This is a genomic window from Paenibacillus sp. JT31N11, assembly GCF_056269285.1.
Genome location: NZ_JBWDNQ010000003.1, coordinates 483675 through 509519, shown reverse-complemented (window position 1 = coordinate 509519; position 25845 = coordinate 483675). Strand labels below are relative to the sequence as shown.

Genomic DNA, 25845 nt, shown 5'->3' with positions numbered 1-25845 from the left:
ATGAGAGTACATCTGACGGAGCTAAAAGAGGGAGATCGGTTAACCCATGATACGTTCAACTCCTACGGGCTGAATGTGCTTTCCAAAGGGACCGAGCTGAACGCCAGGGAAATATCCAGGCTGTTCCAGCACCAGCTTGATTATGTCGAGATCGAAAGACGCATCACTGACCATCCACCGGAAAGAACGATCGAATCCAGCGTCAACCCCAGGTGGCTGCCAACAGTTGAACCCGTCTATCAGGAAGTTGTAAACGGTTGCGAGCGGTTATTTATGGATGCTTTTCAGAATGGAAAAATAGCTGAAGAGGACGTTGTCGAGACCTTTCAGCCGCTTGTAGACAATTTCAAAACAGAACGCGATGTCGTGTCCATGCTGCTGCTGCTCAACACGAAGGATGATTACACTTACCAGCATTCCGTTCAGGTGGGCATGCTGTCCTACTATTTGTCCTCCTGGCTCGGCTATGATGAGCATCAGGCGGTGAAAGTCGGCCAAGCCGGATTTCTTCATGATATCGGCAAGTCCCGGATTGAGGCAAAAATCCTGAATAAGCCTGATCGTCTGACCGAGCAGGAATTTGAAGAAATCAAACAGCACACCATTTACGGCAATCAAATTATTTTAAAATCCTTTGGCCAATCTGTACCGGCAATCGTAGCGCTTGAGCATCATGAACGTATTGACGGTTCAGGCTATCCCTACCGCATTTCCGGTGATAAAATACACCCCGTCTCCAAAATCGTAGCTGTCTCCGATGTCTACAGCGCGATGATTTCTTCTCGCGTCTATCAGAAAAAACGCGATCTGCTGTTTGTTCTGAAAGATCTGTACCGCATGAGCTTCACTGAATTGGATCCCTTCACAACCCATACCTTTATCAAACATATGATACCCAACTTCATCGGCAAGCGGATCGAGCTTGTGAGCGGCGAATACGGAACGATTGTGATGACACATCCATCCGAATTCTTCCGTCCTCTTATCCAGATCAACGATCAGTTTATTGATCTCACCGTAGACCGCTCCCTTGAAGTAAAGCAAGTTTTCATGTAAAAAGAAGCCGGCACGGTCTTTACAGACCATGCCGGCTTCTTTTTTGGTTTCAATTGATTAACCGATGCTGCCTTCCATCTCGAACTTGATGAGACGGTTCATTTCAACAGCGTATTCCATCGGCAGTTCTTTGGTGAACGGCTCGATGAAGCCCATGACGATCATTTGCGTCGCTTCCGCTTCGGTCAGTCCGCGGCTCATCAGATAGAAGAGCTGATCCTCGGATACTTTGGACACCGTTGCTTCATGCTCAAGCGTAATGTTGTCGTTCATAATTTCGTTATAGGGAATCGTGTCTGAAGTCGATTCATTATCAAGAATGAGCGTATCGCATTTGATGTTTGCCTTGGAGCCCTCGGAGTTGCGTCCGAATGAAGCCAAACCGCGATAGGTTACTTTACCGCCATGCTTGCTGATCGATTTGGATACGATTGTCGATGTGGTATCCGGTGCCAGATGAGTCATCTTGGCGCCGGCATCCTGATGCTGCCCTTTACCGGCAACGGCGATGGAGAGGACCATGCCTTTGGCGCCGCGGCCTTTAAGAACAACAGCCGGATATTTCATTGTCAGCTTGGAACCGATATTTCCATCGACCCATTCCATGGTTGCATTTTCTTCGGCAACGGCACGTTTGGTCACAAGGTTATAAATATTCGGCGCCCAGTTTTGAATCGTCGTGTAGCGGACACGGGCGTCCTTGAGAACAAGAATTTCAACTACAGCGCTATGCAGAGAGTTCGTGCTGTAGATTGGAGCCGTACAGCCCTCTACATAGTGAACCATGCTGCCTTCATCAGCTACGATGAGAGTACGCTCGAATTGGCCCATGTTCTCCGAATTGATACGGAAGTATGCCTGCAGCGGAACTTCGCATTGCACACCCTTTGGAACATAGATAAAGCTCCCGCCTGACCATACTGCACTGTTGAGCGCGGCGAATTTGTTATCCGCCGGAGGAATGATCGTACCGAAGTATTTGCGGAAAATCTCCGGATATTCACGAAGCGCGGTGTCGGTATCGGTGAAAATAACACCCTGCTTCTCCAGATCCTCCTGCATGCTGTGGTAAACAACCTCGGATTCGTATTGAGCGGATACCCCTGCAAGGAATTTCTGTTCCGCTTCGGGAATACCAAGCTTATCAAAGGTTTCTTTGATTTCGGTCGGAACTTCCTCCCACGTTTTCCCTTGTTTGTCCGATGCTCTTACATAGTACTGGATATCATTGAAATCAAGGTCATCCATGTTGCCGCCCCAACGGGGCATCGGCATTTTGTTAAACTGCTCCAGCGACTTCAAGCGGAATTCCAGCATCCATTCCGGTTCGTTCTTGATCTCCGAAATTGTACGCACAACTTCGGGTGTCAAACCTTTACCGGATTCAAAAATCGCCTTATGCTCATCACGAAAACCGTATTTATAATCTTCCAAATCGGGCATTTGCTTAGCCATTGTAAAGGCCTCCCATCTCTCGAACGCGCATTAAAGCGCGCTTATTGTCGTTTCTCCAACTCAATTCCTTTGCGCAGCGCATTCCAGGAAAGTGTCGCACACTTGATGCGCGCCGGGAATTTGCTCACGCCCGCCAGCGATTCAATATCTTCAAGCTCATCAAACTCCGTTGGTTCACCCTTGATAAAACTGGAAAACTTCTCAGCCAGCGCAAGAGCTTCATCAAGCGATTTGCCTTGGACCGCTTCGGTCATCATAGAAGCGGACGACATGCTGATCGAACAGCCTTCGCCGGTGAATTTGGCTTGTTTTACAATCCCGTCCTGAATTTCCATCTGCAGCGTAATCCGGTCACCGCAGGTCGGATTATTCAGGTTGACCGTTACGGCATCTTCATCCAGCGTACCGCGGTTGCGCGGATTTTTGTAATGATCCATAATGACTCTGCGATACAAATCATCCAATTGCATAACCGAAGAACTCCTTTGTCTGGTGGAGGGCGTCAATCAACCGGTCAACGTCCTCTTCGGTGTTGTATAAATAAAAGCTTGCTCTGGCCGTAGAAGAAACATTCAACCAGCGCATAAGCGGCTGGCAGCAATGATGTCCGGCACGGATGGCAACCCCTTTGGTATCCAACACAGTTGCTAAATCATGCGGATGAACCTCATCGAGATTAAAGGTGACAAGACCAGCCCGATTCTTCTCGGGACCATATATCGTTATGTCATCCATTGCACGAAGCCGGTCATACGCATATGCAGAAAGCTTTTGCCCATGCTGCTCGATCGCATCCATGCCAATTTCCTGAAGAAAATCGATTGCCGCGCCAAGCCCGACAGCTCCGGCGATAATCGGCGTTCCTCCTTCAAACTTGTAAGGCAGCTCTTTCCATGTCGATTCATACAAATCAACGTGATCGATCATTTCACCGCCGAATTCGATCGGTTCCATGGCTTCGAGCAGAGCTTTCTTGCCATATAATGCTCCAATTCCCGTAGGACCACACATCTTATGTCCGGAGAAAGCATAGAAATCACAATTCAAATCCTGAACATCCACCCGCATATGCGGCGTACTTTGCGCGCCGTCTACTACCATTATAGCATGATTGCGATGTGCAATTTCGGCAATTTCTTTAATTGGATTAATGACTGCCAGCACATTGGACACATGGGAGATAGAAACAACCTTGGTACGGCTCGTAATCGTCTTCTCCGCATCCTCCAATCTAATGGAGCCATCCGGCTGGAGTGGAATATATTTCAGCGTGGCTCCGGTCGCTTTGGCGGCCTGCTGCCACGGTATTAAATTGGAGTGATGCTCCATAGGCGTTATCACGATTTCGTCGCCTTCGCCGCATGCCGTACGGGCATAACCGGAGGCAACAAGATTAAGCGCTGTGGTCGTCCCGCGGGTAAAGATGATTTCCTGGGGACTGGCTGCATGGAGAAATGCCGCCGTCTTCTCGCGGGCGCCTTCATAAGCGTCTGTTGCACGCGAGCCGAGCGTATGAACGCCGCGGTGAACATTGGCATTGTCCATTTCATAATACCGAACCATGGCATCAATGACGGAACGCGGCTTCTGTGAAGACGCCGCGTTGTCCAGATATACGAGCGGGTGCCCGTTTACCTCTTGATGCAGGATCGGAAATTGTTCCCGAATCGCCTGCACATTCATCCTTCCAGCTTCCTTTCAAGAAGACGCTTGAGCTGTTCACGAACAGCCTCGATCGGAATCTCCGAAACCACCGGGGCCAGGAATCCGTGAATAATGAGCCGCTCCGCGTCCTTTTTTGAGATACCTCGCGACATCAGGTAGTACACCTGTTCAGGATTTACTTGTCCAACGCTGGCCGCATGACCAGCTTTAACATCATCTTCATCGATCAGCAGAATCGGATTGGCGTCGCCGCGGGCTTTGGGACTGAGCATCAACACCTTCTCGGTCTGTACGCCATTGGCCTTGGTTGCGCCCTTCTCGATCTTCGTGATGCCGTTGATGATGGCTCTTGATGAGTCTTTCATAACAGCCCTCGTAACCATGTTGCTCTCGGAGCTGCGCCCGATATGAACGGCTCCCGTCGTCAAGCTCATTTGCTGCGAGTTCTTGCCGATACTGATGACCTTCGCATCCGATGAAGAGCCATTGCCCTTGAGCACAGATTGCGTATCGGACAAAATATGTCCGTCATGCAAATCACCGATTACCCATTCAATACGGGCATCATTCTCAATGATCGCACGGCGTATCGTCAGATCGATGATACTGTCAGCCATATGATTAACCGTTGCTACCCTTACATGAGCGCCCGGATTTACAAACACCTCGACTACGGCCTGCTTGGTTAGCGCCTGCTGCTCCGCAGTATAGGCAGAAACCACATTATCCACATAAGTAACACGGCTGTTGTTATCGGCAACGATTAGAATATGGGGCGCAAAAGTCGCTTCAGCATCGTCGCTGTAGAACAAAGCCTGCAGCGGCAGCTCGATTTCTGTATTCTTGGGCACGTATAAAAATACGCCGCCGTTCCATATTGCCGAATGCAGGGCAGTCAGTCTGCTCTCATCCTGCTTTACGGCCTGGAACAGATATTTCTGCACCAGATCGGCGTGATCCCGCGCTGCCGTCTCCAGGTCGGTAAAGATAACTCCTTTTGCCTGAAGCTCAGGAGAAAGCTGCTTGAACACGCTGCTTGAGTTGCGTTGAACAACGAGTCCTGACGGAGCATTACCCGAAAGCTCCTTCAATGACTCAGGCAGCTCGTCTGCCGAGCGAAGCTCAGCCTCCGGTTTGTAACTGCCCAGCGCTGTCAGTTCCCAGCGGTCAATACGCGTTTTTTCCGGTTTCGGCCATTCCAGCGTTTCCGCAAGCTCAGCGCCCTTGATGCGCAGCACTTCAAGCCAGGCCGGCTCGCCTTTGGTTCGTGATAACGCTTCGGCAGACTGGCGGTTCACCGGAGTAGTTAGTTGTGTACTCATATTGCTTTTCCTCCTCCGCTAAACCTGTCCGACCGTTTCGTCCACGATGCCCAGTTCTTCTTTGACCCAATCGTAACCTTCGCTCTCCAAACGCGCCGCAAGCTCCGGTCCGCCTGATTTCACGATTCGGCCCTGCATCATAACATGAACAAAATCCGGTGTAATATAGTTCAGGAGCCGTTGATAGTGAGTGATGATCAGAAAGCCGCGATCCTCGGAGCGCATGGCGTTGACGCCGTTGGCTACGATTTTGAGCGCATCGATATCAAGTCCGGAATCAATTTCGTCCAGAATGACAATCTTGGGCTCGATCAGCATCATTTGCAAAATCTCGTTCCGTTTCTTTTCTCCGCCCGAGAAGCCTTCATTCAAATAACGATGGGCAAATTCGGGATTCATCTCCAGATCCTTCATCTTGCCTTCCATCAGACGGATAAAACGAATCAGTGAAATCTCTTTTCCTTCTTCCCTGCGGGCATTGATGGCGCTGCGCAGAAAATCGGAATTGGTAACGCCGGTAATTTCGCTTGGATACTGCATACCGAGAAACAGACCCGCGCGGGCGCGCTCGTCTACGGCCATATCAAGCAGATCCTCACCATCAAGCGTGGCGGCGCCTTCCGTTACTTCATATTTAGGATGCCCCATAAGCGCCGATGCCAGCGTACTTTTTCCTGTACCGTTCGGTCCCATGATGGCATGAATTTCGCCACCCTTGATCTCAATGTTGATACCTTTCAGTATCTCCTTGCCTTCGATCTCAGCCTTCAAGCCGTCGATCTTGAAATGTGTTGCCATTTAAACTACCCCTTCCAAAGTTCGATGTTCCTATATTTGTTAGAAACATGGTCTTCATTTGTAATGATTCTAAAATGATTCTCATTGATTCTCAATAATCATTTTAGTCTAAGTTTCGTTATAAATCAACAATGCCGCCCTCACGGGCCAACCGCTCCGGTTCTTAAAGATTTAGTAAATGATGAATCCGGGAAGCCTGCTCCTGGAAAGCATCATCAGAAAGTACAGGCGAGATATTGTTCTCCTGAAGGCCGTCCTCCAAAGTAACCCATGACTTGCAGCCCGTGTAAGCATCCCGCATTGGGATGTCAACAGGATGCTCGAGCCGGCCGATGCGCAGTATAAGCAGATGAAGCGGCTTCTTCTTTTTCCACTTCAGACGCTCCTCTGCAAAAGAATCCGTCCATATATGGCATTCCCGGATCTTGTCCAGAGTCTCCATATCGTAGATTTCAATATCCTCCACGACTTCCGCGCAAACAGAGATTCGAACGCTTTCCGGACTCGCTTCCTTCAGCGTATCCTTTAAACGGTCCTGATAATCATCCTTCAGAAGCTCCACTCTTTGATGCTCGTAAGCAGGGAGCAGATAGAATCTGCGGCTGACGAGTTGAAAATCCCTTGTTTCCTCAGCGATACCGCCTTTGCGAAGCACAATGATCTGTCTGCCTTCAGCAAGTGCTTTAACCGCAACGGCCCACTCCTTGAGCGCTACGGGCTGCGGATTATTGATGTCGTTCAATGTTTACACCTCCTAAAATTCTTGCCTTCGCCGCTGCTGCCAGCCGGCCAGGCTGGCTGGCTGCATCCACTCTTATGTCCTTGAAGTTGCTTGATGACCGTGAGTCTTCTATATAGTAGTTCCTCACATGAACGGTTGCAAAATCGACCCGGGTCAATACCTTTTGCTACTATTATAACAAAGGTGCTATTCCAACGCGAAAAAATATTCGTTATACTTATTTGGATGCCAATCGTTCTATTGGTTTTACTAAGCCGGCCAACGGCGATATAATAAACTATCATTTCCATTATCACAGTCGAAAGGTGGACAAGAGATGTCTGCTTATCATCCATTGAACGAACAGGAAGCTATTGAAATTGCCCGCAACCTGGAGGGTATCTTCACACCGGGAGCCCATCTTGTCAGCAGGGAAATCGGCGATGGCAATTTGAATCTGGTGTTTCATATCTCGGACCCCAAGGAAGGATCAAGCCTGATTCTGAAGCAGGCCCTGCCTTATGCCAAAGTGGTGGGCGAATCCTGGCCGCTGACGCTTGACCGTGCCCGGATCGAGAGCGAGGCACTGATCCAGCAGGGAAAATTGGCTCCGGGACTCGTTCCGACCGTTTACAAATACGACCCTGAGCTTGCTTTGACAATTATGCAGGATCTCAGCGATCATGTGATCATGCGCCGCGGACTGATCGAGAGCGGACGATATCCGCTTTTTGCCGAGCATATTTCAACCTTTCTCGCCAATACGCTGTTCTTCACATCCGATCTCGGAATGAATCAGCAAAGCAAGAAGCTGCGTGTTCGCGAGTTTATCAATCCGGAGCTGTGCAAAATAACGGAGGATCTCATATTCGATCATCCCTACACGGATGCCGAAACCAACAGCTTCGACGAAGCGATCCGCGATGAAGCAGAGGCGCTGTGGAACGACGGCGAGCTTCATCTTGAGGTCGCCCTGCTGCGCGAGAAATTCCTGACGCAGGCACAAGCGCTGCTGCACGGCGACTTGCATACCGGAAGTATTTTTATCAAGCCGGATTCGACGCAGGTAATCGATCCCGAGTTTGCCTATTACGGGCCAATGGGCTTTGATATCGGAGCTGTCATTGCGAACCTGCTGCTGAATTTTGCCGCACGCGATCATTGGGATTCCGATGAGACGGCACGGCAGGAGTACCGCTCCTACCTGATTGAAACCATTCGCGAGATATGGATCAAGTTCGACGCCAAATTCCGCTCCTTGTGGGAGAAGAACGGTGTTGACCGGATCAGCATGACCGCTCCGGGCTACAAGGAAAATTATATGAACCGCCTGCTTCAGGATACGGTGGGGTATGCAGGAAGCAAGATGGTCCGCCGGATTGTAGGTCTTGCCCACGTAGCAGATATTGACCAAATACCCGATCCTGCCGCCAGGGAGCATGCGCAGCGCCTCGCGCTGTCGATCGGGAAGGAACTAGTCAAACAGAACCGTAAAACAGCCGCTATCGAGGATCTGATTGAGGTCGCCCAAAGAGCGGCTGAATCGGTAAAGGCCTAAAGAAAGGAACAATCATTCATGGAAAATTATATAGGACTTCAATCCGTTGTCTGGGCGGGAGATCATCTTGATCTGCTGGACCAGCGCTTGCTGCCTGAGGAGGTTGTTCATCTGCCGCTCACAACCGGCCAGGATGTGTGGGAAGCCATACGTCATCTCAAGGTGCGCGGAGCCCCGGCGATCGGAATAGCCGCCGCCTACGGCGTATTTCTTGGCAGCCGGGCGGAGTCAAATAAAGCTCAGTGGCTGGATGCGGTAAATCAGGTATCAGCCCACCTGGCTACATCCCGGCCGACTGCAGTCAATTTATTCTGGGCACTTGACCGCATGAGGGCACGGGCCAAAGAGCTCGAAGCAACTGAGCTTAATCTGGAGGCTTGCAAAGAAGCGCTGCTGGATGAAGCAAAAGCGATTCAAAGCGAGGATGAGGAAACATGCCGGATGATCGGCGAGCATGCGCTTGGCTTGTTTGAGGATGGCATGGGCGTTCTCACCCACTGCAATGCCGGCAGCCTGGCTACGGCCAAGTACGGCACGGCTTTAGCTCCCTTCTATCTTGCGCTGGAACAAGGCATCAAGCTGCGCGTCTTCGCGGATGAAACGCGGCCTGTCCTGCAGGGCGCCAGACTGACGGCCTTCGAGCTGCAGCAGGCGGGTGTCGACGTCACGCTGATCTGCGACAACATGGCCGGCATGATCATGAATAAAGGCTGGATCGATGCCGTTATTGTCGGAACCGACCGCGTTGCGGCAAACGGTGACGTTGCCAACAAGATCGGAACATACAGCGTTGCGGTTCTCGCCAAAGCGCATAATATTCCGTTTTATGTTGCTTGTCCGCTCTCCACCGTTGATTTGAATACGGCAAGCGGAGAGCTTATTCCCATTGAGGAGAGGGACGCGGAGGAAATTACGGAAGGCTTCGGCAAGCGTACCGCCCCAAGAGGCATCAAGGTATATAATCCGGCCTTCGATGTTACGCCCCACGATTATGTAACAGCCATTATTACGGAGAAAGGTGTCATTAAACCTCCGTATGACGTCAATTTGAAGAAACTGTTTGATACGCTATGAGCCGAATTCATTAAACGAATAGATCAGCAAAATATAACAGAGGATTGTCTACTGAAGCATTTCGCTCTTGAGCGGATGCCGGACAAGCCTCTGTTATTTGGTAATCTACAGCATCAGCCGAATGGCGTCTGAACCCTTCATTCCGGGAACAATGCCAAGAGTTTCTGCAGCTTCGGTAACGGACTCAAGCGGAGCATCCATCAGCTCTTCCAGCGTCCGCACGCCAACCGCCCGGCCAGCGATAATTCCCCGATCCTTCAGCCTTTCATTTAACAGCGCCACATCAAGCGCGCCGCACATAATGTAGCCCGTGTCTGTCGTTACTGCAAGCAGCGTTGTTTTGGGCAGCTTCACTTCCACACCAAGCACGTGAATGCCGCCATCCAGCGAAATCGGAACCATGCGCATCATTCAATACCGCCTCCTTAATAAGGAACCATTGGCTTATTTACTATATGTCTGCCGAAGCCATCTGGAATAGGACATATGACTCAAGTTTATTGACGGATTTCAGCCAGATAACAAGTGAAAATAGGACTACATTTATTGGTCCTTTAGTGGTATAGTGATTCTACTTATGTTAGTCATGGAGGCATTATGGATACTAAAGGTAAAACAAGCAGCATAGAACAGTCCGCCTACTTGTTTAATGTAGATATATTGGTAGAAGGCAATACGAATGCGCTCGCAGCAGAGCGTCTCCTGCATCTGCTTAATCAATGCGGATTTGCTGACTATCGCATTAAATCAGGAATCGAACTGGGCAGGCTTATTGAAGCGCTGGAATCCGCCGTATCGGGCAAACCCGCAATTGGCAGCCCTTACATCGCTGAACCGCCGGCGGGCGGCAACCCTGCGGGACCTCAGGAGCACCGTACTGAAGCAGCGACGGCCACTATCGAAGAAGTGCCTCAAATTATTGACCGGGTACGCACCAGTATTTCCGAGAACCGGCTGATCCGCCTCTCGGTGAATAAGGGATTTGGCGTACGCCTGAACATTCCATGCCGAATAATCAAGCTTGATGAGAGCAGCCAAATGCTCACTGTCTATCATGTGGATGAGAAGCAGGTATACACGTTTACATTGAATGAGATCGATGATTTTGTGATTTGACACGGAACAAAGGATTGACTGCCAAGCAAGCGAAGGGAGCCTCCCCGATAAGGAAGGCTCCCTTTTTTTTATTTGAAGCTCATGGTATGCAGCATTTCTGTAATCTCATAGCCGGTAACAGGCGGGCTCCACAGAAAGCCCTGCATCTCATCGCATAGATGCTTTTGCAGAAATTTCATTTGGACTTCAGTCTCGACGCCTTCGGCGATTACTTGAAGCTGCAAACTATGCGCCATTGCAATAATAGCAGCGACTATGGCCGCATCCCCGGGATCATGCTCAATATCGCTCACGAATGACCGGTCAATCTTCAAACGGCCGATCGGCAGATTCTTCAAATAATGAAAGGAGCTGTACCCGGTTCCAAAGTCATCAATGCTGATATGCACGCCAAGCTTGGTAAGCTCCAGCAAACAGCTGGAGGCATGCGTGACATCCATCGTCATCGTTTCCGTAATCTCCAGATCGAGGTATTGGGCCTCCAGCCCCGTCCGGTCCAGAATCTCCGCTACTCTTTCTGTTAAATTCTGCTGCAGAAACTGCCTGATCGACAGGTTCACGGAGACCGGGATGGAAGGAAGCCCCGCAGCCTGCCAGGCTTTATTTTGCCGGCATGCCTCCTCCAGCACCCAATCGCCAATTTGCACAATGAGCCCGCTCTCCTCTGCCAGAGGTATAAATTGCCCCGGTCCCACAATTCCCCGCTCAGGATGCTCCCAGCGGATCAAAGCCTCCACGCCCACAATTTCACCCGTAACCAAATGATACTGAGGCTGATAATATAAAATAAATTCCTTCCGCTGAACCGCCCGCTTCAGCTCGTGCTGAAGCGTCAGACGCGCAAGCGAACTGTTATCCCATTCCTCGGAATAAATGAAACAGTTATTCTTCCCGCTGTCCTTCACCCGGGCAAGCGCCATGTCCGCTTTCCTGAGCAGTACGCTTGCATCATCGTTGTCTAGATTGTTTGTGGCGATGCCGATGCTCACTGTTACATGCAGCGGGACTCCCTGCAGCTCAAAGGGCTCCTCGATCAGGTGCAGCACTGCTTTGGCTTTACAGAGCAGCTCGTCCTCCGTACCTGCGTCTGTATATAGAATGGCGAACTCATCGCCTTCCATGCGTGCTGCAAGATCAGGCTCGGGCAGACCGCGGTTGAGCCGTTCAGCCATCTGCATCAGCAGCATATCCCCGAAATCTCTTCCGAACGAAGCGTTAATCAGCTTGAAGCGGTCGACATCCAGATACAGAATCGCCAGCCGCTTCCCCGGGGCTTTGGCACTACTCAGGCTCTCGTTCAACTGCATCATAAAGGATCGTCTGTTCGGGAGGCCCGTCATGTCATCATAATACGCCATATAACGGATTCGCTCGAGATTCCGCTTGCGGTCGCTGAGATCCGTGCTGATTATCACGGTTCCGATAATCCGGCCGTTGTTCAGCACCGGTGCTGTTTTTACATGAATATCAAAGAAATGTCCGCGGCTGTGAATCGTGCTGACTGTCATTTCCTTGACTTTCCCTCGCAGCGTCTGCCTGAAATTGTCTACAATCTGCCGACGGTGATCCGGATCAACATACGGCAAGAACATCCTGCCCAAAAGCTCCTCTTTTTTGTATCCGAGAAGCTCGCTGGTGGATTCGTTCAGCTCGACAATCCGCCCTGATCTGTCAAGCACCATCAGTGCAACCGCATCGAAGGTAAGCAAGGACTCCGCAATCCGGGTATAAAAATCATTCGTTCCCGGTAATTGATTACGCCTGATCAAAGGAATGATGAATCCGAAGATCATTCCACCCGCAGCCGCCGTTACCGCCAGCGTGCTCCACCAATAATCAAAAGAAGACAGCCACCAAAAGCTTGCCGCCATCCAAACCAGTGCAGCCATACCGACGCCAAACGTTGCTGCCCAATAAATGCGAACGCTTACAATTCGATGGTTGGCGTTCTTTCCTGAGGTCTCCGCCGCATCATTGGACACGAATATCTTCCTTTCTGATTCTGAGTCTTATCTGAACCCTATTATAAACGATAATGGTCATATATGGATACTCCCTTTGGAGGATTTATCCAATTAAACGACAACAGCCGACTTCTTTCACGGATTGTGAAAGAAGCCGGCAGTCGAATAAAGGCGATTATTCGCTCTTGGCCTTCCAGAGGGCATAAGCTGCCAATCCCCAGGATATAATGAAGGCCAACCCGCCAAGCGGCGTTATGGCCCCAAGCCACTTGACATCGCTGAGACTGAGCGCGTACAAACTTCCCGAGAACAAAAAGATGCCTATATGCATAAATCGGGCAGCCCAGCGCATGGCGGCAATATGAGAGCCAAGCCGCGTCGAGGCCAAAGCGAGCAGAAACAGCCCGATCGCATGATACATATGGTACCGGACGCCAGTCTCGAAGACATTTAGCATCTCCGCCGTGAGGCGGCTTTTCAGGCCATGCGCCGCAAAAGCGCCGAGGGCTACCGCAAGCAGCGCATGCATCGCACCAAACGCTCCGTATTTGTTAAACAAATCCAATCACGACCTTTCCAAATATGTGAAAAATCAGTTACAATGAACGAAAATCAATTGGAGTGGAGGAGTATGTACCCGTATGAATGATAACGAAGAACAGAGTTATCACCTGAAGGATACATTTAATCCGGAACCGGCCTTTGAACCCGAGCCGGTCAGGAGCCAATCGAAGCTTGGAATCGCTTCTTTTATCATTGGCCTCGCAAGTATTGTCGGCTTCATTATTTGTTCCATCATCGCAGCTTCGTCTATTATGGACTACATCACGGCTGACGGCAAGACTGTTCAAAATATTGAAAAATTCTCGGAAGAAATCGCGAAGGACGCCCCTCTTCTGCTATCCATTTTATTCATGATTGTCAGCATTGGCCTGAGCTTGATCGGACTTATTCTGGGCATCGTCGGAGCTTGCATCAGAAATACCCGCAAAGTGTTCTCCATTATCGGAATCGTACTGAACGGCCTTCTCTCCTTTGGCTTTGCCGCCTTGTTCGCTGCTGCTTTGATTACGCAGATGAGCGCCTGACCAGGTACGAATCTCAAAGACTGCAATTGCCAAGAAGAAGGGGCATTTGCAGTTTTTTTTGCAAATATAAGAAAGTATAAAATTTCATCATACTTTGCTTCTATTTCTGAGGGAAGAAGAAATTAACTTTGCCGCCAAAGGACGGCGCAGCCGTTTCTTCTTGTTTGCGCGGTTTCAAGATTAATAGGATTGGATTTATTTTGCTTCACATAACCTCCCCGGACTTGAATACAATGAATAACAACAAGCAAGAGAGGGTTGGAGGTGTAAGACTTGGAGGCTATGAATGGACCGTTATTTATTGTTTCGCGCGAGGATTGGTCCCTGCACCGCAAAGGACATGAAGACCAGGCCAGACATCAGGAAAAGGTTCGGGAGGCCATTAAGCAGAACCTTCCCGATATCGTAACCGACGAGAGCATAGTGCTCTCCAACGGCAAGCAAACGGTGAAGATCCCCATCAAAAGCATCGATGAATCTCATTTTGTCTACAACTACAACAAAAAGCAGCATGTGGGACAAGGTGACGGCGATTCCCAGGTTGGAGATGTGCTTGGCACCGATCCCCAATCCGCCCAGGGCCCCGGCAAAGGCCAGGGGGCTGGCGATCAGGCAGGCGAGGATTACGTCGAAGCGGAGATTACCATCGATCAGCTCGAGGATATGCTGTTTGAAGAACTGGAGCTGCCCAATCTGGAGCAGAAGCAAAAGGATGTCCTGGAAACGACGGATGTTGTCTTTCAGGATATCCGCAAGAAAGGCATTATGTCCAACGTCGACAAGAAGCGGACCTTGATTGAAAATATAAAACGCAATGCCAATGCCGGCAAATCCGGGATCGGCGGCATCTCCCCGGATGACCTGCGTTTTAAAACCTGGAACGAGGTCATCAAACCCCAGTCCAACGCTGTTGTGCTGGCGCTTATGGATACCTCCGGCAGCATGGGCTCCTTTGAGAAATACTGCGCACGCAGCTTTTTCTTCTGGATGACCCGCTTTCTCCGGAGAAAATACGAGCATGTGGAAATCGTCTTTATCGCCCATCATACGGAAGCCAAAGAAGTGACAGAGGAGGAATTCTTCACCCGCGGCGAAAGCGGAGGAACGATCTGCTCTTCCGCCTACAGAAAGGCATTGGATATTATCGATCAAAGATATCCCACATCGAACTGGAACATCTATCCGTTTCATTTCTCCGATGGCGACAATCTGACCTCTGATAACGAAAAATGCGTGAAGCTGATCGAACAGTTGCTGGAGCGGACCAATCTCTTCGGATATGGGGAGGTCAACCAGTACAACCGCAGCAGCACGCTGATGTCAGCCTATAAGAACATCGCCAATAAGAAGTTCATGTATTCCATAATCAAGGACAAAGGAGAAGTATACAAGGCGCTCAAAACCTTCTTCTCCAATCCGGCTGCAAGCAGCAGCTGATGCACCCATCCCGCTTGTCTTCCCGGACGAGCGGGATTTTTTTCGTGTTTTCCATAAAATGGCCGGCAGGGATACTATTCTCTTATCGCAGAGGGGAAATTTCCATGATCGGCCTTTTCCGTGTGTTTGTTCGCGCAGAATCATATAAAATATAGTTAACGCTTACATTTGAGATAATACGCCTGTTTGCTAAGCAAATGGAAGGATTTGCTTATCTAAGACCCCTCTAATTCGACGGATTTAATGTCATATTTAATGACATTATCTTGTTTTTATTCATTCCATTTTCCTTTATACTGAGTATAAACAAGACTTATGAGTTATATAAAATAACATATTAGTAACAAGGAGTGAACATCAATGTACAAGGTGATTCTGGTTGACGATGAAGCGGTCGTCCGGCACGGCTTGAAGCATACCATCGACTGGGCTCGCCACGGGTTTGAATTAATAGGCGATTACCCCAACGGACGCGAGGCGTGGGAGGCTGTCGAGGAGCATAAGCCGGACCTCATCATTTCCGATATATGCATGCCTTTCATGGATGGCCTCGAGCTTGCCGGGGCCGTCGTCAGCACTTATCCTTACATCAAAATGATCATTCTGACCGGCTTCGATGAATTTCAATACGCCCAGCAGGCTATCCGCCTGAAGGTGTCCGATTTCGTGTTGAAGCCCATTACCGCTCAGGAAATACGGGATTTGCTTGATAAAGCCAGAAACGAAATGGATGACGAAAGGAAACGTCTGGAGGATCTCGGCAGACTGCAGGCGCAGCTGACTCAAAGCCTGCCGCTGCTGAAGGAGCGTTTTCTTGAAAGGCTTGTTATTTCCGGCCTGGAGGAAACGGAAATCGCAGAGCGCTTCGCATACTTCGGGCTGCCGCCGATGCCGCCGCTGTATTTGGTCATGGTTGTCGATATCGATGATTTCGGCAGCGGGCAGAGCCATGAGTCCCATAATTATGATGAAGAAATTCTCCGGCTTGCGGCCTTCGACATGGTGAATGAGACGGTAAGCGACGGGTTTGGCGTGCTGCTTCGCACCCGGGAGGAACGGATGGTCGTCATTACTTTCGGCCGGCAGGATGAGAGCGCCCTCTATGAGCAGACTTTCCGCCTCGCCGAGGAAGCCAGACATCGGATTGAGAAATTTCTTAAATTCACGGTGACGGTCGGAATTGGCCGCGTCTGCTCATCCGCATCCATGCTCCCCGGCTCCTATAGCGGCGCCCTGTCCGCGCTTGAATATCGATTCCTGCTGGGCAAGAACCGGATTCACAGCATTCTTGATATGGAAGGCAAGCCTTCCTTCCCTCTGCAGCCAGCTCTCGATTGGGACCGCAAGCTTGTCGCGGCCGTCAGGATGAATTCCTGCCAAGAGGCTCAGCAGCTGGTATCCTGCTGGATCAACGACCTGCGCGCCTCGCATGCCCCTATGGAAGCGTGCGTGCTGGAAATACACAAGGTGGTGCTTTCCCTGCTCAATACCGTTCAAGAGCTTGGATCTCCCCCACAAACCACAGCGCTGTATAATCAGATCAATGAGCTGTACCGCTACAAAACGCTCGATGATATAGAGGCGTGGTTCAAACAGCTTGTCCAATCGATTATGACGGCAATCACCGAAAACCGTGCCCAGTTTACCAATATGCAGATTATGCGGGCAGTCGAATACATCGACACCAATTATGCCAATGAGAAAATATCTCTGCAGGAGCTGTGCCGCCACGTTCTGATGAGCACCAGCTATTTCAGCCTTGTCTTCAAACAGCATACAGGCGAAACCTTCGTGGAGTATCTCACCAGAGTCCGCATGGAGAAAGCCAGGGAGCTGCTCCAGTTCACTTCTCTTAAATTCTATGAGATTGCTGACCGGATCGGATACGGGGATCCCAATTATTTCAGTATTTTATTCAAGAAGCATGCCGGGGTATCGCCGCGGGAGTACCGCGACCGCTTGGCAAAGGAGCGCGCAGGCTGACATGTTCAGACAGCGGAGGCCCTTCTTCCCGATTCTCCCTTTCAAAAGCATACAATCCAGCATATCGCTCGCCTTCTCATTGCTCATTCTTGCAACCATTGCCGTGACAAGTCTGATCAGCTACCGCCTTTCCGTCCGTTCTGTGGAAATCAATTCCCAGAGCTACATCGAAGAGGTCATCAAGCAGGTCAACGGCAATATTCAATCCTATATTGACAACATGGAAAATATTTCGCTGCTCGCCATGACCAATAAAGATGTGAAATACTACATTTCCAGCAACAGCTTCATCAGTGACGAGGACCGCAGGCCTTACGAGAAACGGATCTCGGATTTGTTTCAGGCCATTCTGTACACCCGCAAGGACATCGCCTCCATCATGGTCTTCGGCTATAACGGCCGTTATGTATCGGACAGACGAATTACAACGCTTGATCCGGGCGTCAAGCCTCAGACCCAGGACTGGTATGTCAACGCGCAGAAGCAGGGCGGGCAGTCCGTTATCTCCGCCCCGCATGTGCAAAATCTGCTCCTGAACGAATCCCGTTCGGTCGTCTCCTTGAGCAGGGAATTGAAAAGCACGGACGGCATCACAGCCGAAGGCATCTTTCTGGTAGATTTGAACCTCAGCGTGATCAACGATATATGCAGCACCATCAATTTGGGCAAACAGGGTTATGTGTTTATCGTGGATAACGGCAGCAGCATCGTTTATCATCCGGAGCGCAAGAGCGCAAGCCCGCAGCCGGTCGAGCCTATCCGTCAGGTGCTCGCCACTGCAAGCGGCGGCTCCTTCATGGTCGATGATAACGAAGGCAACCGCATGTACACCGTGCAGGATACCAACTTTGGCTGGAAAATCGTCGGCGTCGCGTATACGGACGATCTGATCGCCAACAAAGGAACGATCCGCAATTCGATTGTGCTTTACTCTGTTTTTGGCCTCGCGATCTGTCTCCTGCTCTCCCTCCTGCTCTCGCACAGGCTCTCCAGGCCGATCAAGAACCTGCAGCGGGATATGAAGAAAGTGGAGAAAGGAAATTTCGAGATCCAGACGGAAATCGGAGCGATGAACGAAATCGGCCAGCTCGGACGGACCTTCAATATGATGGTGGGGCAAACCCGGAATTTGATGCAGGAAATGCTGCAAACCCAGGAGAACAAGCGCAAAAGCGAGCTGCAGCTGCTGCAGGCCCAAATTAATCCGCATTTTCTGTACAATACCCTCGACTCCATCGTCTGGATGGCCGAGCAGAAGCAGCACGAGGAGGTAGTGCTGATGACCTCCGCATTAGCCAAGCTTTTTCGCGCCAGCATCACCAAGGATAAGGAACTGGTGCCTATCGGCGTGGAAATCGAGCATATTACCAATTATTTGCTTATCCAGAAGATGAGATACGACAATCAGCTTGACTATGTCATTGAGGTGCCGGAAACGCTGCTGGATTATCTTTCACTGAAAATTCTGCTGCAGCCGTTCGTTGAAAATGCGATTTATCACGGCATCCGCCATTTGCCGGATATCGGCCTCATTACCATTCGCGGAAAGGAAATGGAGGACCGGATTGTATTTGAGGTGGAGGACAATGGAAACGGCATGACGCCGCAGCAGCTGGAGCAGCTTTGGGCAGGCGGTCCCGACCGGGGAGATAACGGCATCGGGATCAGCAATGTGAATGAACGCATCAAGCTTTATTTCGGGGACGGGTACGGCGTTCATATCCGCAGTGAGCTGGAAGAAGGTACCTGCGTTATGATTACGATTCCCAAAATGGTCTAGGAAGGAGAAGGCCCATGCGTATTCGGCAAACCGCATCAAGCCCCATGAGGCAGTCACTGCGTTGGTGTCTGTCTGTCACGCTCCTGATCATGCCGCTGCTGCTCAATGCCTGCACGCCATCCGAACAAACCTTGTCTGTTCAAGTCCCTGAAAAGCGCTCATTAATCCGCTTTGTCGCTTCTGAATACAGCTCGGAGACCCGGCCCCTGCTGGAGAAGCTGGTCAAACAATTCACCGCTATGCACCCTGATATCGACATCGAGCTTCAGGTTGCCAACTGGGACATTCTGGATGGCATCTATACAGCCATGATCAGTCAGGGCCAGCCCCCGGATCTGCTCAATACGAATGTATATGCCCATTTTGCCAAGGATGGTCTGCTGAATGATTTCAATGAACTGCTGTCCCCGGAGCTGAAGGCCAAATTCTATCCGAATCTTCTCGGGATGGATGAAATGGACGGACATCAATACGCGCTCCCTTATGTCACGACAAACCGCAACCTGTACTATAACCGGGAATTATTTCAGAGCGCCGGCATCGCCTCTCCTCCGGCAACATGGGAGGAGCTCCGGAAAGATGCTCTGCTAATCAAGAAAACGGGACTTGCGCACGGGTTCGGCGTCGATCTGACCGACAATGAAATACAAGCCTACCTCTCCTATTTCTTCTTCGGGGCAGGCGGCGGCTGGATCAAGGATGGGAAATGGACGATCAATTCGCCGGAGAATATCGCAGGGCTCAGCTTTATGAAGGAGTTATTCGATCAGGGGCTGACGGATCCGGAACCGACGATCACCACACGCGACGAAAAGCAGCGGATACTTGGTTACGGCAAGCTCGCGATGATGATATCCGGCAACTATTTCAGCTCGGTAATGCCCCGGGAATTCCCCAAGCTCAAGTGGGGAGTCGGTCCGATCCCCGTCAAGAAAGGAGTTCCCGCCATTTCATTCGGTGTCCAGGATGTGCTGGTCTCTTTCAAAACCGATCATACCGACAAGAAAGCCTTGTCCGCCTTTATCGATTTTCTCTACCAGGACCCTGTGTATGAGGAGATGGTGCTCAAAGAGGGATTCGTCCCCGTTACCCGACCGATCGGCGACAAGCTGTCCCGGACCGACAATGTAATGAAACGGAATCTGGACGCCATGCAGAAGGCCAAATTCTATCCCATCCAGCAGTCCGCCTGGCAGGCGGTTATGGACACTGCGCGCAAAATGGGGGATGCCGTGCTCTATGACCATCTCCTGCCCGAAGCTGCGCTGGATCAGCTGCAGAAATTCGCCGAGGATCGAAGCGGACAATAAGAAAAGAAGATAACAAAGAATTCAGGGAAGATAATCGATAGAGACGAAGGCTTACTCCCTTTATGATGATGTCAGGCGCTAAAGATCCGTTGCCGGATCTTCTCCAAGCGACACACATGACTAGGGAGGGTTTGCTGTATGATTTTCAAGAGAAAAATGGCTGCACTTGGTATTGCCGCTTTACTGGTCGTCCTGCCCCTCGCGGGCTGCGGCTCATCGAATGGGAATGCGACAGAGAACAAGCCTGCGGCGGCGAATGAAACGCCTGCAAACACAAGCACCAATACGGATGCCGGTACAACTGCGGAACCGGATCCAGCTCCGGCTGCGGAAACCAAATTAACCGGCGATTTTGAAATTCAATACTTTGTAGGCGGTTATGGCGACAAATGGTGGAAGAAGGTCATTGCCGACTTTCAGGCAGCCAATCCGGATTTGAATATCAAGGAACAGGCCGGTCCCAAAATCAATGATCAGAACAAACCGCGCTGGATCGGCGGCAATCCGCCGGATTTCGTCTACATTGACGGACCGGGTCTGAACGACCGCCAAATGGTCGAAGACGGACAGCTGGAGGATTTGACGGAATGGATCAAGGATGCCAAGAACATCGACGGCGAGCTGATCTCCGATATTTTGGCGCAGCCTCCGCAGCTGTATGACGGCAAAGTCTACAACATTCCGCTCGTGCTCAATTCATGGGGCGTGTTCTGGGATAAAGCGCTGTTCACGGAGAAAGGCTGGGCTGAGCCAACGGATTTTGACTCGTTCCTCGCAGTCAGCGACCAAATCAAGGCAGCCGGCGTAACGCCTTTCATTCATACCGGCAAATATCCGTATTACATTAATGGCGCTATTCTTTATCCCGCTATTGTATCAGCCAACAATAATGACTATAAAATTCTTCAGGATATGGCCGCCAACAAGGTCGAAGCCTTCCAAAGCCCGGCCGTTCTGACGGCTCTGAACAAAATCGTGCAGCTGCGCGACAAAGGCTTTATCGATAAAGCGTCGATTCAAATCAATCATACCGATTCGCAAATGCTGTTCCTGCAGCATAAGGACGCGTTCATCCCGAACGGTCTGTGGCTGCCCAATGAAATGTCCAAGGATATTCCAGGCGGCTTCAGCTTCGGCTTTATTCCTTCGGTCACGCAGGACAAAGGCGGCAAAGTCGTTGCCAATACGTCAACGTCAACCGTGGCCATTGCCAAAAACGCCAAAAACAAAGAAGCGGCCAAAGCGTTCCTGCAGTTCGTGTTCTCCAAAGCGCAGGCTTCGCAGTGGGCAGAGCTCAGCGGTGCGCCTTCCAACATCAAAGGCGACATCAGCAGCTCGAATGCGCCAAGCTTCGTTAAGGATGCAGCCAAATATTTGACCTCGCCCGATACGATCGTCATTCCGACCATCACGTTCAACGCAGATGTGGATAAAGCGATGCAGGATGCAACCGATGCGCTTACGATCAGCACGATTACGCCTGAAGAATGGGTAACCCGCGTAACCGATGCCGTGAAAAAAGCAGCCAAATAAACCGGTGAGGCATCAACATTCGGGGAATGGGAATGACAGGCAGGGGACAGCCTTGCCTCCTCATTCCCCGTTAACTTTATTCCATCAGGACGGTGAAAGCTTATGAATTCCGGAACGGCAAAGCGGCAGCGGAATCTGTTTATCGCTGCCTTCATCCTCCCTACTTTCCTGTTCTTCTGTCTATTCATGATCTATCCGGTTATCCAGGCGCTGTATTATTCCTTCTTCGACTGGTCCGGCATGTCGCAGAACAAAACCTTTATCGGATTGGACAATTTCAAGGAGATGTTCCGGGACCCCATCATATGGCGGTCAATCGGAAACGATTATTTTCTGGTTATCGGCAAAATCATCGGCATTATGATCATCGCCACCTTCTTCGCCGTGGCGCTTACCCGGTTTAATTTTAAGCTTGCCGCTTTCTTCCGCTCGATTTTTTTCATACCGAATGTCATCTCGGTTGTAGTCATCGGGGTGCTGTGGAATTTCATCTATAATCCCCAGATCGGTTTCCTGAACGGATTTCTGTCGCTCTTCACGGAAAATAAAGTGGATATCACCTGGCTCGGCTTCCCCAAGCATACCATCTGGATGCTGCTGCCCCCCGCCATCTGGGCCGGCATCGGATTTTATATGATCCTGCTCATTGCCGCGATACAGAACATCCCGGTCTCGTACTATGAAGCAGCGGCCCTTGAAGGCGCTGGACAGTGGCGTCAATTCCGCCATATTACCGTCCCGCTGATCTGGGAGCAGATGAAGGTTTCTATCATCAATATTATGATGACCACCCTGAACGGCTCGTTCGTAATCGTGTGGATTATGACGGAGGGCGGACCTGACAATTCCACCCAGGTTATGGGCTCCTATCTGTACCAGATGGCGTTCCGGCAGTATCACTTCGGCTACGGCGCCGCCATCGGCGTACTTATCCTGGTCCTGTCGCTTATCACCACCGTTACTCTTCAGCGGCTGTTTCGCCAGGAAACCATCGAAGTCAGCTAATGTTTAAAGGAAGGGGCATTCATCATGAATTCGGGCCTCAAAAATCCGGTCATCAAAATAATGGCTTACGCCATCCTTTTCGTATGGGGCGTATCCGTGCTTTATCCGCTGCTGTGGACGCTGCTGGATTCGCTCAAGAACAATGAACAGTTCTTCAGCAATGCACCCTGGTCACTGCCGGAATCTCCGCTGCTGTGGAGCAACTTCTCCTATGTATGGAGCAAATATAATTTCAGCAGATACTTCGTCAATTCCATCGTCGTGACCAGCGGCTCTACGCTGCTCGGACTGCTGCTGGCCGCCGCAACGGCCTATGTGCTGGCCCGCTACAAGTTCAGAGGCAGCCAGGCGCTCTATCTGCTCTACATTGCTTCCATGATGGTGCCCTTCAGTCTGGCCCTGATCCCGCTGTTCTTCCTGATGGATTCGCTGCATCTGATCAATACGGAGCTGGGATTGATTCTGGTATATGCGTCCAGCGTGCTGGCCTTCGGCATATTCGTGCTGGTCGGGTTCTTCAAATCACTGCCCAAGGAGCTGGAGGAAGCGGCAGTCGTCGACGGCGCTTCCCATTACGGCACCTTCTTCCGCGTCATGCTCCCTCTGTCGCAGCCCGGACTCATAACCGTAGCGATCATCAACGTGCTTAATATCTGGAACGAGTATATTGTCGGCACCATTCTGATCAACGACCCGGACCATTATACGCTGCCTGTCGAGATCGGCGTCCTGCGGCAGGAAATGGAATACCGTACGGAATGGGGCCCCTTGTTTGCCGCTTTGCTCATCACGATTGTTCCTGTCCTGATCATGTATATGTTCTTCCAACGGCGGATTGCCAGCGGGATTACAGCAGGCGCTGTCAAATAACAAGGGGGCTCGCGCTGCCCGTAAAAAGCCATCACCCTGAAGAGTTCAACAGGGGGGTGGCCTTTTTTATATTCCCCGAAGCCCAGATTCTAATTTGCCTCCGCAGGGTACCACATAAAGATAGTACTATTCACGCATTCTACCGTCATTATAATAAGAGACAGTAAGAAGAAACGGCTGCTTCGGTCTTTTGGAGGCAAAGTCAGTTTCTTCCCCAAAAATATCAGATCAAGCAGAGGCCAATTCTATACATTCTGATATCTCCATGAAAGTTGAGGTGCTTGCATATGAGCAGAAGATGGCTGGAGCAGGAAGGCGCGGCCTGGACGAAGCAGGGGATTATTACGGACGAACAATACAGGCGCATTCTGGGGCTGTACCCGGAACAAAAACGTGCTGCCGGTTTGATTCCCATACTGGGCAGCATCCTCGTCGGCCTTGGGATTCTCAGCTTCGTAGCTGCCAATTGGCAGGACATCCCCCAGCTTGTCAGACTGGCGCTGATGATGCTGATCATGACCGGTTTATATGCATCCGGCTGGCTGCTGGATAAGAAAGAACATGACAAGCTTGGAATTGCCCTCATCAGCCTTGGGCTGATCAGCTTCGGAGCAAGCATTGTGCTGATTGGCCAAATGTTCCATCTGGTCGCTTACAACGCGGCTTCTTTTACCATTTGGAGCGTCGCGGGCCTGTTCACCGCCTTCCTGTTTCGAAGCCGTTATTTGTATATTCTCAGCCTGCTGATCTGTACGCTGACGCAATGGTACAGCTCGACGGAATTTCATACATTCAGCTACGCTGTCCTGGTCATCACAATCGCCGGCTTCGGTGCCTATTGGTGGCAAAGAAAAGATGCGCTGCTGGGCTGGTGCCTGGCCGGAAGCTTCGTGCTGCAGGCGCTGCTTGCCATCATCGGAAATGACTGGGCGTTTACCTGGTTCTTCATACCCATCTGGCTGCTGTATGCTGCAGCAGACTTGCCCGGAGACCGCAAAACGTTCTACCCGTTCCAGGCCGTGGTGCTCATTGCGGCTTTTATTTTCAACTGGTTTCTCGTCCTGTTCTGGGAGAACGACTACAGCAGCTTTCGAGAAGACGCGGCGGCCCGGCCTCTTCCCTATATCATTCTGCTGGCCATCCTGCTGCTTCTCTCGCTTGGCGGCAAATGGCGGCATAGTCGTTTATCGTCCAGTCCGGACTGGATTCTGGCCATTCCCTTCTTCTATTTGGCTGGCGGGACCGGTCTGCTTACCCTGTTATCCCTCTTTATCTTCTCGCTCTATTTATTGTGGAACGGTTATCTCGAGGAATGGCGGCTCAAAATCAATCTTGGCACCCTGCTGTTTCTGATCAGCACCATGACCGCATACGGAAAGCTCGCATGGGATTTCATGGACAAATCGCTGTTTTTCATTCTTGGCGGCATTCTTCTGCTTGTACTCGGCTGGTTCCTCAACCGCCGCAGGCAGCAGGTATTATCCGGCATCAGAGAGGATGAACATCATGACCCGAATTGATTTCATGAAGCGGCACCGCGCCAAGCTGTTTATCGTTCTGATCGCGGCGCAGATTCTGTTTCTGGGCGGACTTGTCAGCTACCACTATGCCGCTTTATGGTTTGGCCAGGAGGCCAGGCTTGCGACCACTCCCATTGATCCCCGCGATCTCCTGTACGGAGATTATGTGACTCTGAACTATGAGATCAGTCAGCTTGATCCCGGCCTTTGGAGAGGGTCGGGCAATCTGCCCGAAGAAGGCGACAAAGTCTATGTGGTGCTGCAGCTTGCGGCGGACAGCGATGTTTATCAGGCAAAGGCTCTTTATTCCCGCAAACCCGCCCCATCCGGAGGCGAGCTAATTATAAAGGGCAGGGTCCGTTACGCAACAAATACAGGAATCTTCATAAACTATGGCTTAGAGAAGTTTTATATCCCGGAGAATACAGGCAAACAGCTCGAAGAACAGACGGACAGTCTAGTTGTGAAGATCAGAATCGCCCCCTGGGGGAACGCCGTAATTGAAGAGATCGAACCTTTGACACAGCCCCGCTAAAACGGCATAATTGAATCTATTGATAGTTTGTAAATTTGGTTATTTGGTCGTAGTT

The 25845-nt window shown here is 50.7% G+C and carries 23 protein-coding genes; 14 read left to right on the top strand and 9 right to left on the bottom strand.

Annotated features, from left to right (window positions below; all coding sequences use genetic code 11):
- Complete coding sequence (locus AC0YNV_RS14900; RefSeq protein ID WP_475768756.1) at window positions 1-1056, top strand: HD-GYP domain-containing protein; 1056 nt, start codon at window positions 1-3, stop codon at window positions 1054-1056.
- A gap of 57 nt (window positions 1057-1113) precedes the next feature.
- Here AC0YNV_RS14900 and sufB read toward each other — a convergent pair whose 3' ends face one another.
- The 6 genes from sufB to AC0YNV_RS14870 form a co-directional block, all read right to left on the bottom strand.
- On the bottom strand, window positions 1114-2511 hold the full coding sequence (sufB, locus tag AC0YNV_RS14895; RefSeq protein ID WP_210038501.1) for a Fe-S cluster assembly protein SufB: 1398 nt from the start codon (window positions 2509-2511) through the stop codon (window positions 1114-1116).
- A 41-nt stretch (window positions 2512-2552) separates the two neighbouring features.
- Entirely contained in the window at window positions 2553-2981 is a 429-nt protein-coding gene (gene sufU, locus AC0YNV_RS14890; protein ID WP_210038500.1) for a Fe-S cluster assembly sulfur transfer protein SufU, read from the bottom strand.
- Window positions 2968-4194 carry a cysteine desulfurase gene (locus AC0YNV_RS14885; RefSeq protein WP_475768755.1) on the bottom strand — a complete coding sequence of 409 codons (1227 nt, stop codon included), beginning with the start codon at window positions 4192-4194 and terminating at the stop codon, window positions 2968-2970. Before AC0YNV_RS14885 ends, sufU begins: the two co-directional genes overlap by 14 nt.
- Complete coding sequence (gene sufD, locus AC0YNV_RS14880) at window positions 4191-5498, bottom strand: Fe-S cluster assembly protein SufD (protein WP_475768754.1); 1308 nt, start codon at window positions 5496-5498, stop codon at window positions 4191-4193. Before sufD ends, AC0YNV_RS14885 begins: the two co-directional genes overlap by 4 nt.
- 18 nt (window positions 5499-5516) lie before the next feature.
- Window positions 5517-6296, bottom strand: coding sequence for a Fe-S cluster assembly ATPase SufC (gene sufC, locus AC0YNV_RS14875; protein ID WP_210038497.1), 780 nt, complete (start codon window positions 6294-6296; stop codon window positions 5517-5519).
- Between the two features lie 163 nt (window positions 6297-6459).
- On the bottom strand, window positions 6460-7038 hold the full coding sequence (locus AC0YNV_RS14870; protein WP_475768753.1) for a DUF1802 family protein: 579 nt from the start codon (window positions 7036-7038) through the stop codon (window positions 6460-6462).
- A 316-nt stretch (window positions 7039-7354) separates the two neighbouring features.
- Between AC0YNV_RS14870 and mtnK the strand changes: the two genes are divergently transcribed.
- A complete protein-coding gene (mtnK, locus tag AC0YNV_RS14865; protein ID WP_475768752.1) occupies window positions 7355-8575 on the top strand; it encodes an S-methyl-5-thioribose kinase in 1221 nt (406 codons plus the stop codon).
- A gap of 18 nt (window positions 8576-8593) precedes the next feature.
- A complete protein-coding gene (mtnA, locus tag AC0YNV_RS14860; protein WP_475768751.1) occupies window positions 8594-9649 on the top strand; it encodes an S-methyl-5-thioribose-1-phosphate isomerase in 1056 nt (351 codons plus the stop codon).
- Window positions 9650-9754: 105 nt separating this feature from the next.
- Here mtnA and AC0YNV_RS14855 read toward each other — a convergent pair whose 3' ends face one another.
- A complete protein-coding gene (locus tag AC0YNV_RS14855; protein ID WP_475768750.1) occupies window positions 9755-10060 on the bottom strand; it encodes a YunC family protein in 306 nt (101 codons plus the stop codon).
- A gap of 186 nt (window positions 10061-10246) precedes the next feature.
- Here AC0YNV_RS14855 and AC0YNV_RS14850 point away from each other — a divergent pair, with 186 nt between their 5' ends.
- Window positions 10247-10765, top strand: a complete 519-nt coding sequence (locus tag AC0YNV_RS14850; protein WP_475768749.1) for a hypothetical protein — start codon at window positions 10247-10249, stop codon at window positions 10763-10765.
- A gap of 68 nt (window positions 10766-10833) precedes the next feature.
- Here AC0YNV_RS14850 and AC0YNV_RS14845 read toward each other — a convergent pair whose 3' ends face one another.
- Both AC0YNV_RS14845 and AC0YNV_RS14840 read right to left on the bottom strand, forming a co-directional pair.
- A complete protein-coding gene (locus AC0YNV_RS14845) occupies window positions 10834-12747 on the bottom strand; it encodes a putative bifunctional diguanylate cyclase/phosphodiesterase (RefSeq protein ID WP_475768748.1) in 1914 nt (637 codons plus the stop codon).
- Between the two features lie 157 nt (window positions 12748-12904).
- Window positions 12905-13288 carry a DUF423 domain-containing protein gene (locus AC0YNV_RS14840; RefSeq protein WP_379114099.1) on the bottom strand — a complete coding sequence of 128 codons (384 nt, stop codon included), beginning with the start codon at window positions 13286-13288 and terminating at the stop codon, window positions 12905-12907.
- 82 nt (window positions 13289-13370) lie between these two features.
- On the opposite strand from AC0YNV_RS14840, the gene AC0YNV_RS14835 reads away from it, so the two are divergent.
- The 10 genes from AC0YNV_RS14835 to AC0YNV_RS14790 all read left to right on the top strand — a co-directional run bounded on the left by AC0YNV_RS14835 (window position 13371) and on the right by AC0YNV_RS14790 (window position 25790).
- Entirely contained in the window at window positions 13371-13817 is a 447-nt protein-coding gene (locus AC0YNV_RS14835) for a hypothetical protein (RefSeq protein ID WP_475768747.1), read from the top strand.
- A gap of 282 nt (window positions 13818-14099) precedes the next feature.
- Window positions 14100-15254, top strand: a complete 1155-nt coding sequence (yhbH, locus tag AC0YNV_RS14830) for a sporulation protein YhbH (protein ID WP_210038568.1) — start codon at window positions 14100-14102, stop codon at window positions 15252-15254.
- A gap of 360 nt (window positions 15255-15614) precedes the next feature.
- Entirely contained in the window at window positions 15615-17237 is a 1623-nt protein-coding gene (locus tag AC0YNV_RS14825) for a response regulator (RefSeq protein ID WP_475768746.1), read from the top strand.
- A 1-nt stretch (window position 17238) separates the two neighbouring features.
- Window positions 17239-19017, top strand: a complete 1779-nt coding sequence (locus AC0YNV_RS14820; protein ID WP_475768745.1) for a cache domain-containing sensor histidine kinase — start codon at window positions 17239-17241, stop codon at window positions 19015-19017.
- Between the two features lie 14 nt (window positions 19018-19031).
- Window positions 19032-20327 carry an extracellular solute-binding protein gene (locus AC0YNV_RS14815; protein WP_475768744.1) on the top strand — a complete coding sequence of 432 codons (1296 nt, stop codon included), beginning with the start codon at window positions 19032-19034 and terminating at the stop codon, window positions 20325-20327.
- A gap of 138 nt (window positions 20328-20465) precedes the next feature.
- Window positions 20466-21860: an ABC transporter substrate-binding protein gene (locus AC0YNV_RS14810; protein WP_475768743.1), complete on the top strand. Its 1395-nt coding sequence runs from the start codon at window positions 20466-20468 to the stop codon at window positions 21858-21860.
- A gap of 102 nt (window positions 21861-21962) precedes the next feature.
- A complete protein-coding gene (locus tag AC0YNV_RS14805; RefSeq protein WP_210038487.1) occupies window positions 21963-22865 on the top strand; it encodes a carbohydrate ABC transporter permease in 903 nt (300 codons plus the stop codon).
- Window positions 22866-22889: 24 nt separating this feature from the next.
- A complete protein-coding gene (locus tag AC0YNV_RS14800) occupies window positions 22890-23735 on the top strand; it encodes a carbohydrate ABC transporter permease (protein ID WP_475768742.1) in 846 nt (281 codons plus the stop codon).
- Window positions 23736-24022: 287 nt separating this feature from the next.
- Window positions 24023-25255, top strand: a complete 1233-nt coding sequence (locus AC0YNV_RS14795; RefSeq protein ID WP_475768741.1) for a DUF2157 domain-containing protein — start codon at window positions 24023-24025, stop codon at window positions 25253-25255.
- On the top strand, window positions 25242-25790 hold the full coding sequence (locus AC0YNV_RS14790; protein WP_475768740.1) for a GDYXXLXY domain-containing protein: 549 nt from the start codon (window positions 25242-25244) through the stop codon (window positions 25788-25790). The genes AC0YNV_RS14795 and AC0YNV_RS14790 overlap by 14 nt, the downstream gene beginning before the upstream one ends.
- The last annotated feature ends 55 nt before the right edge of the window (window positions 25791-25845 follow it).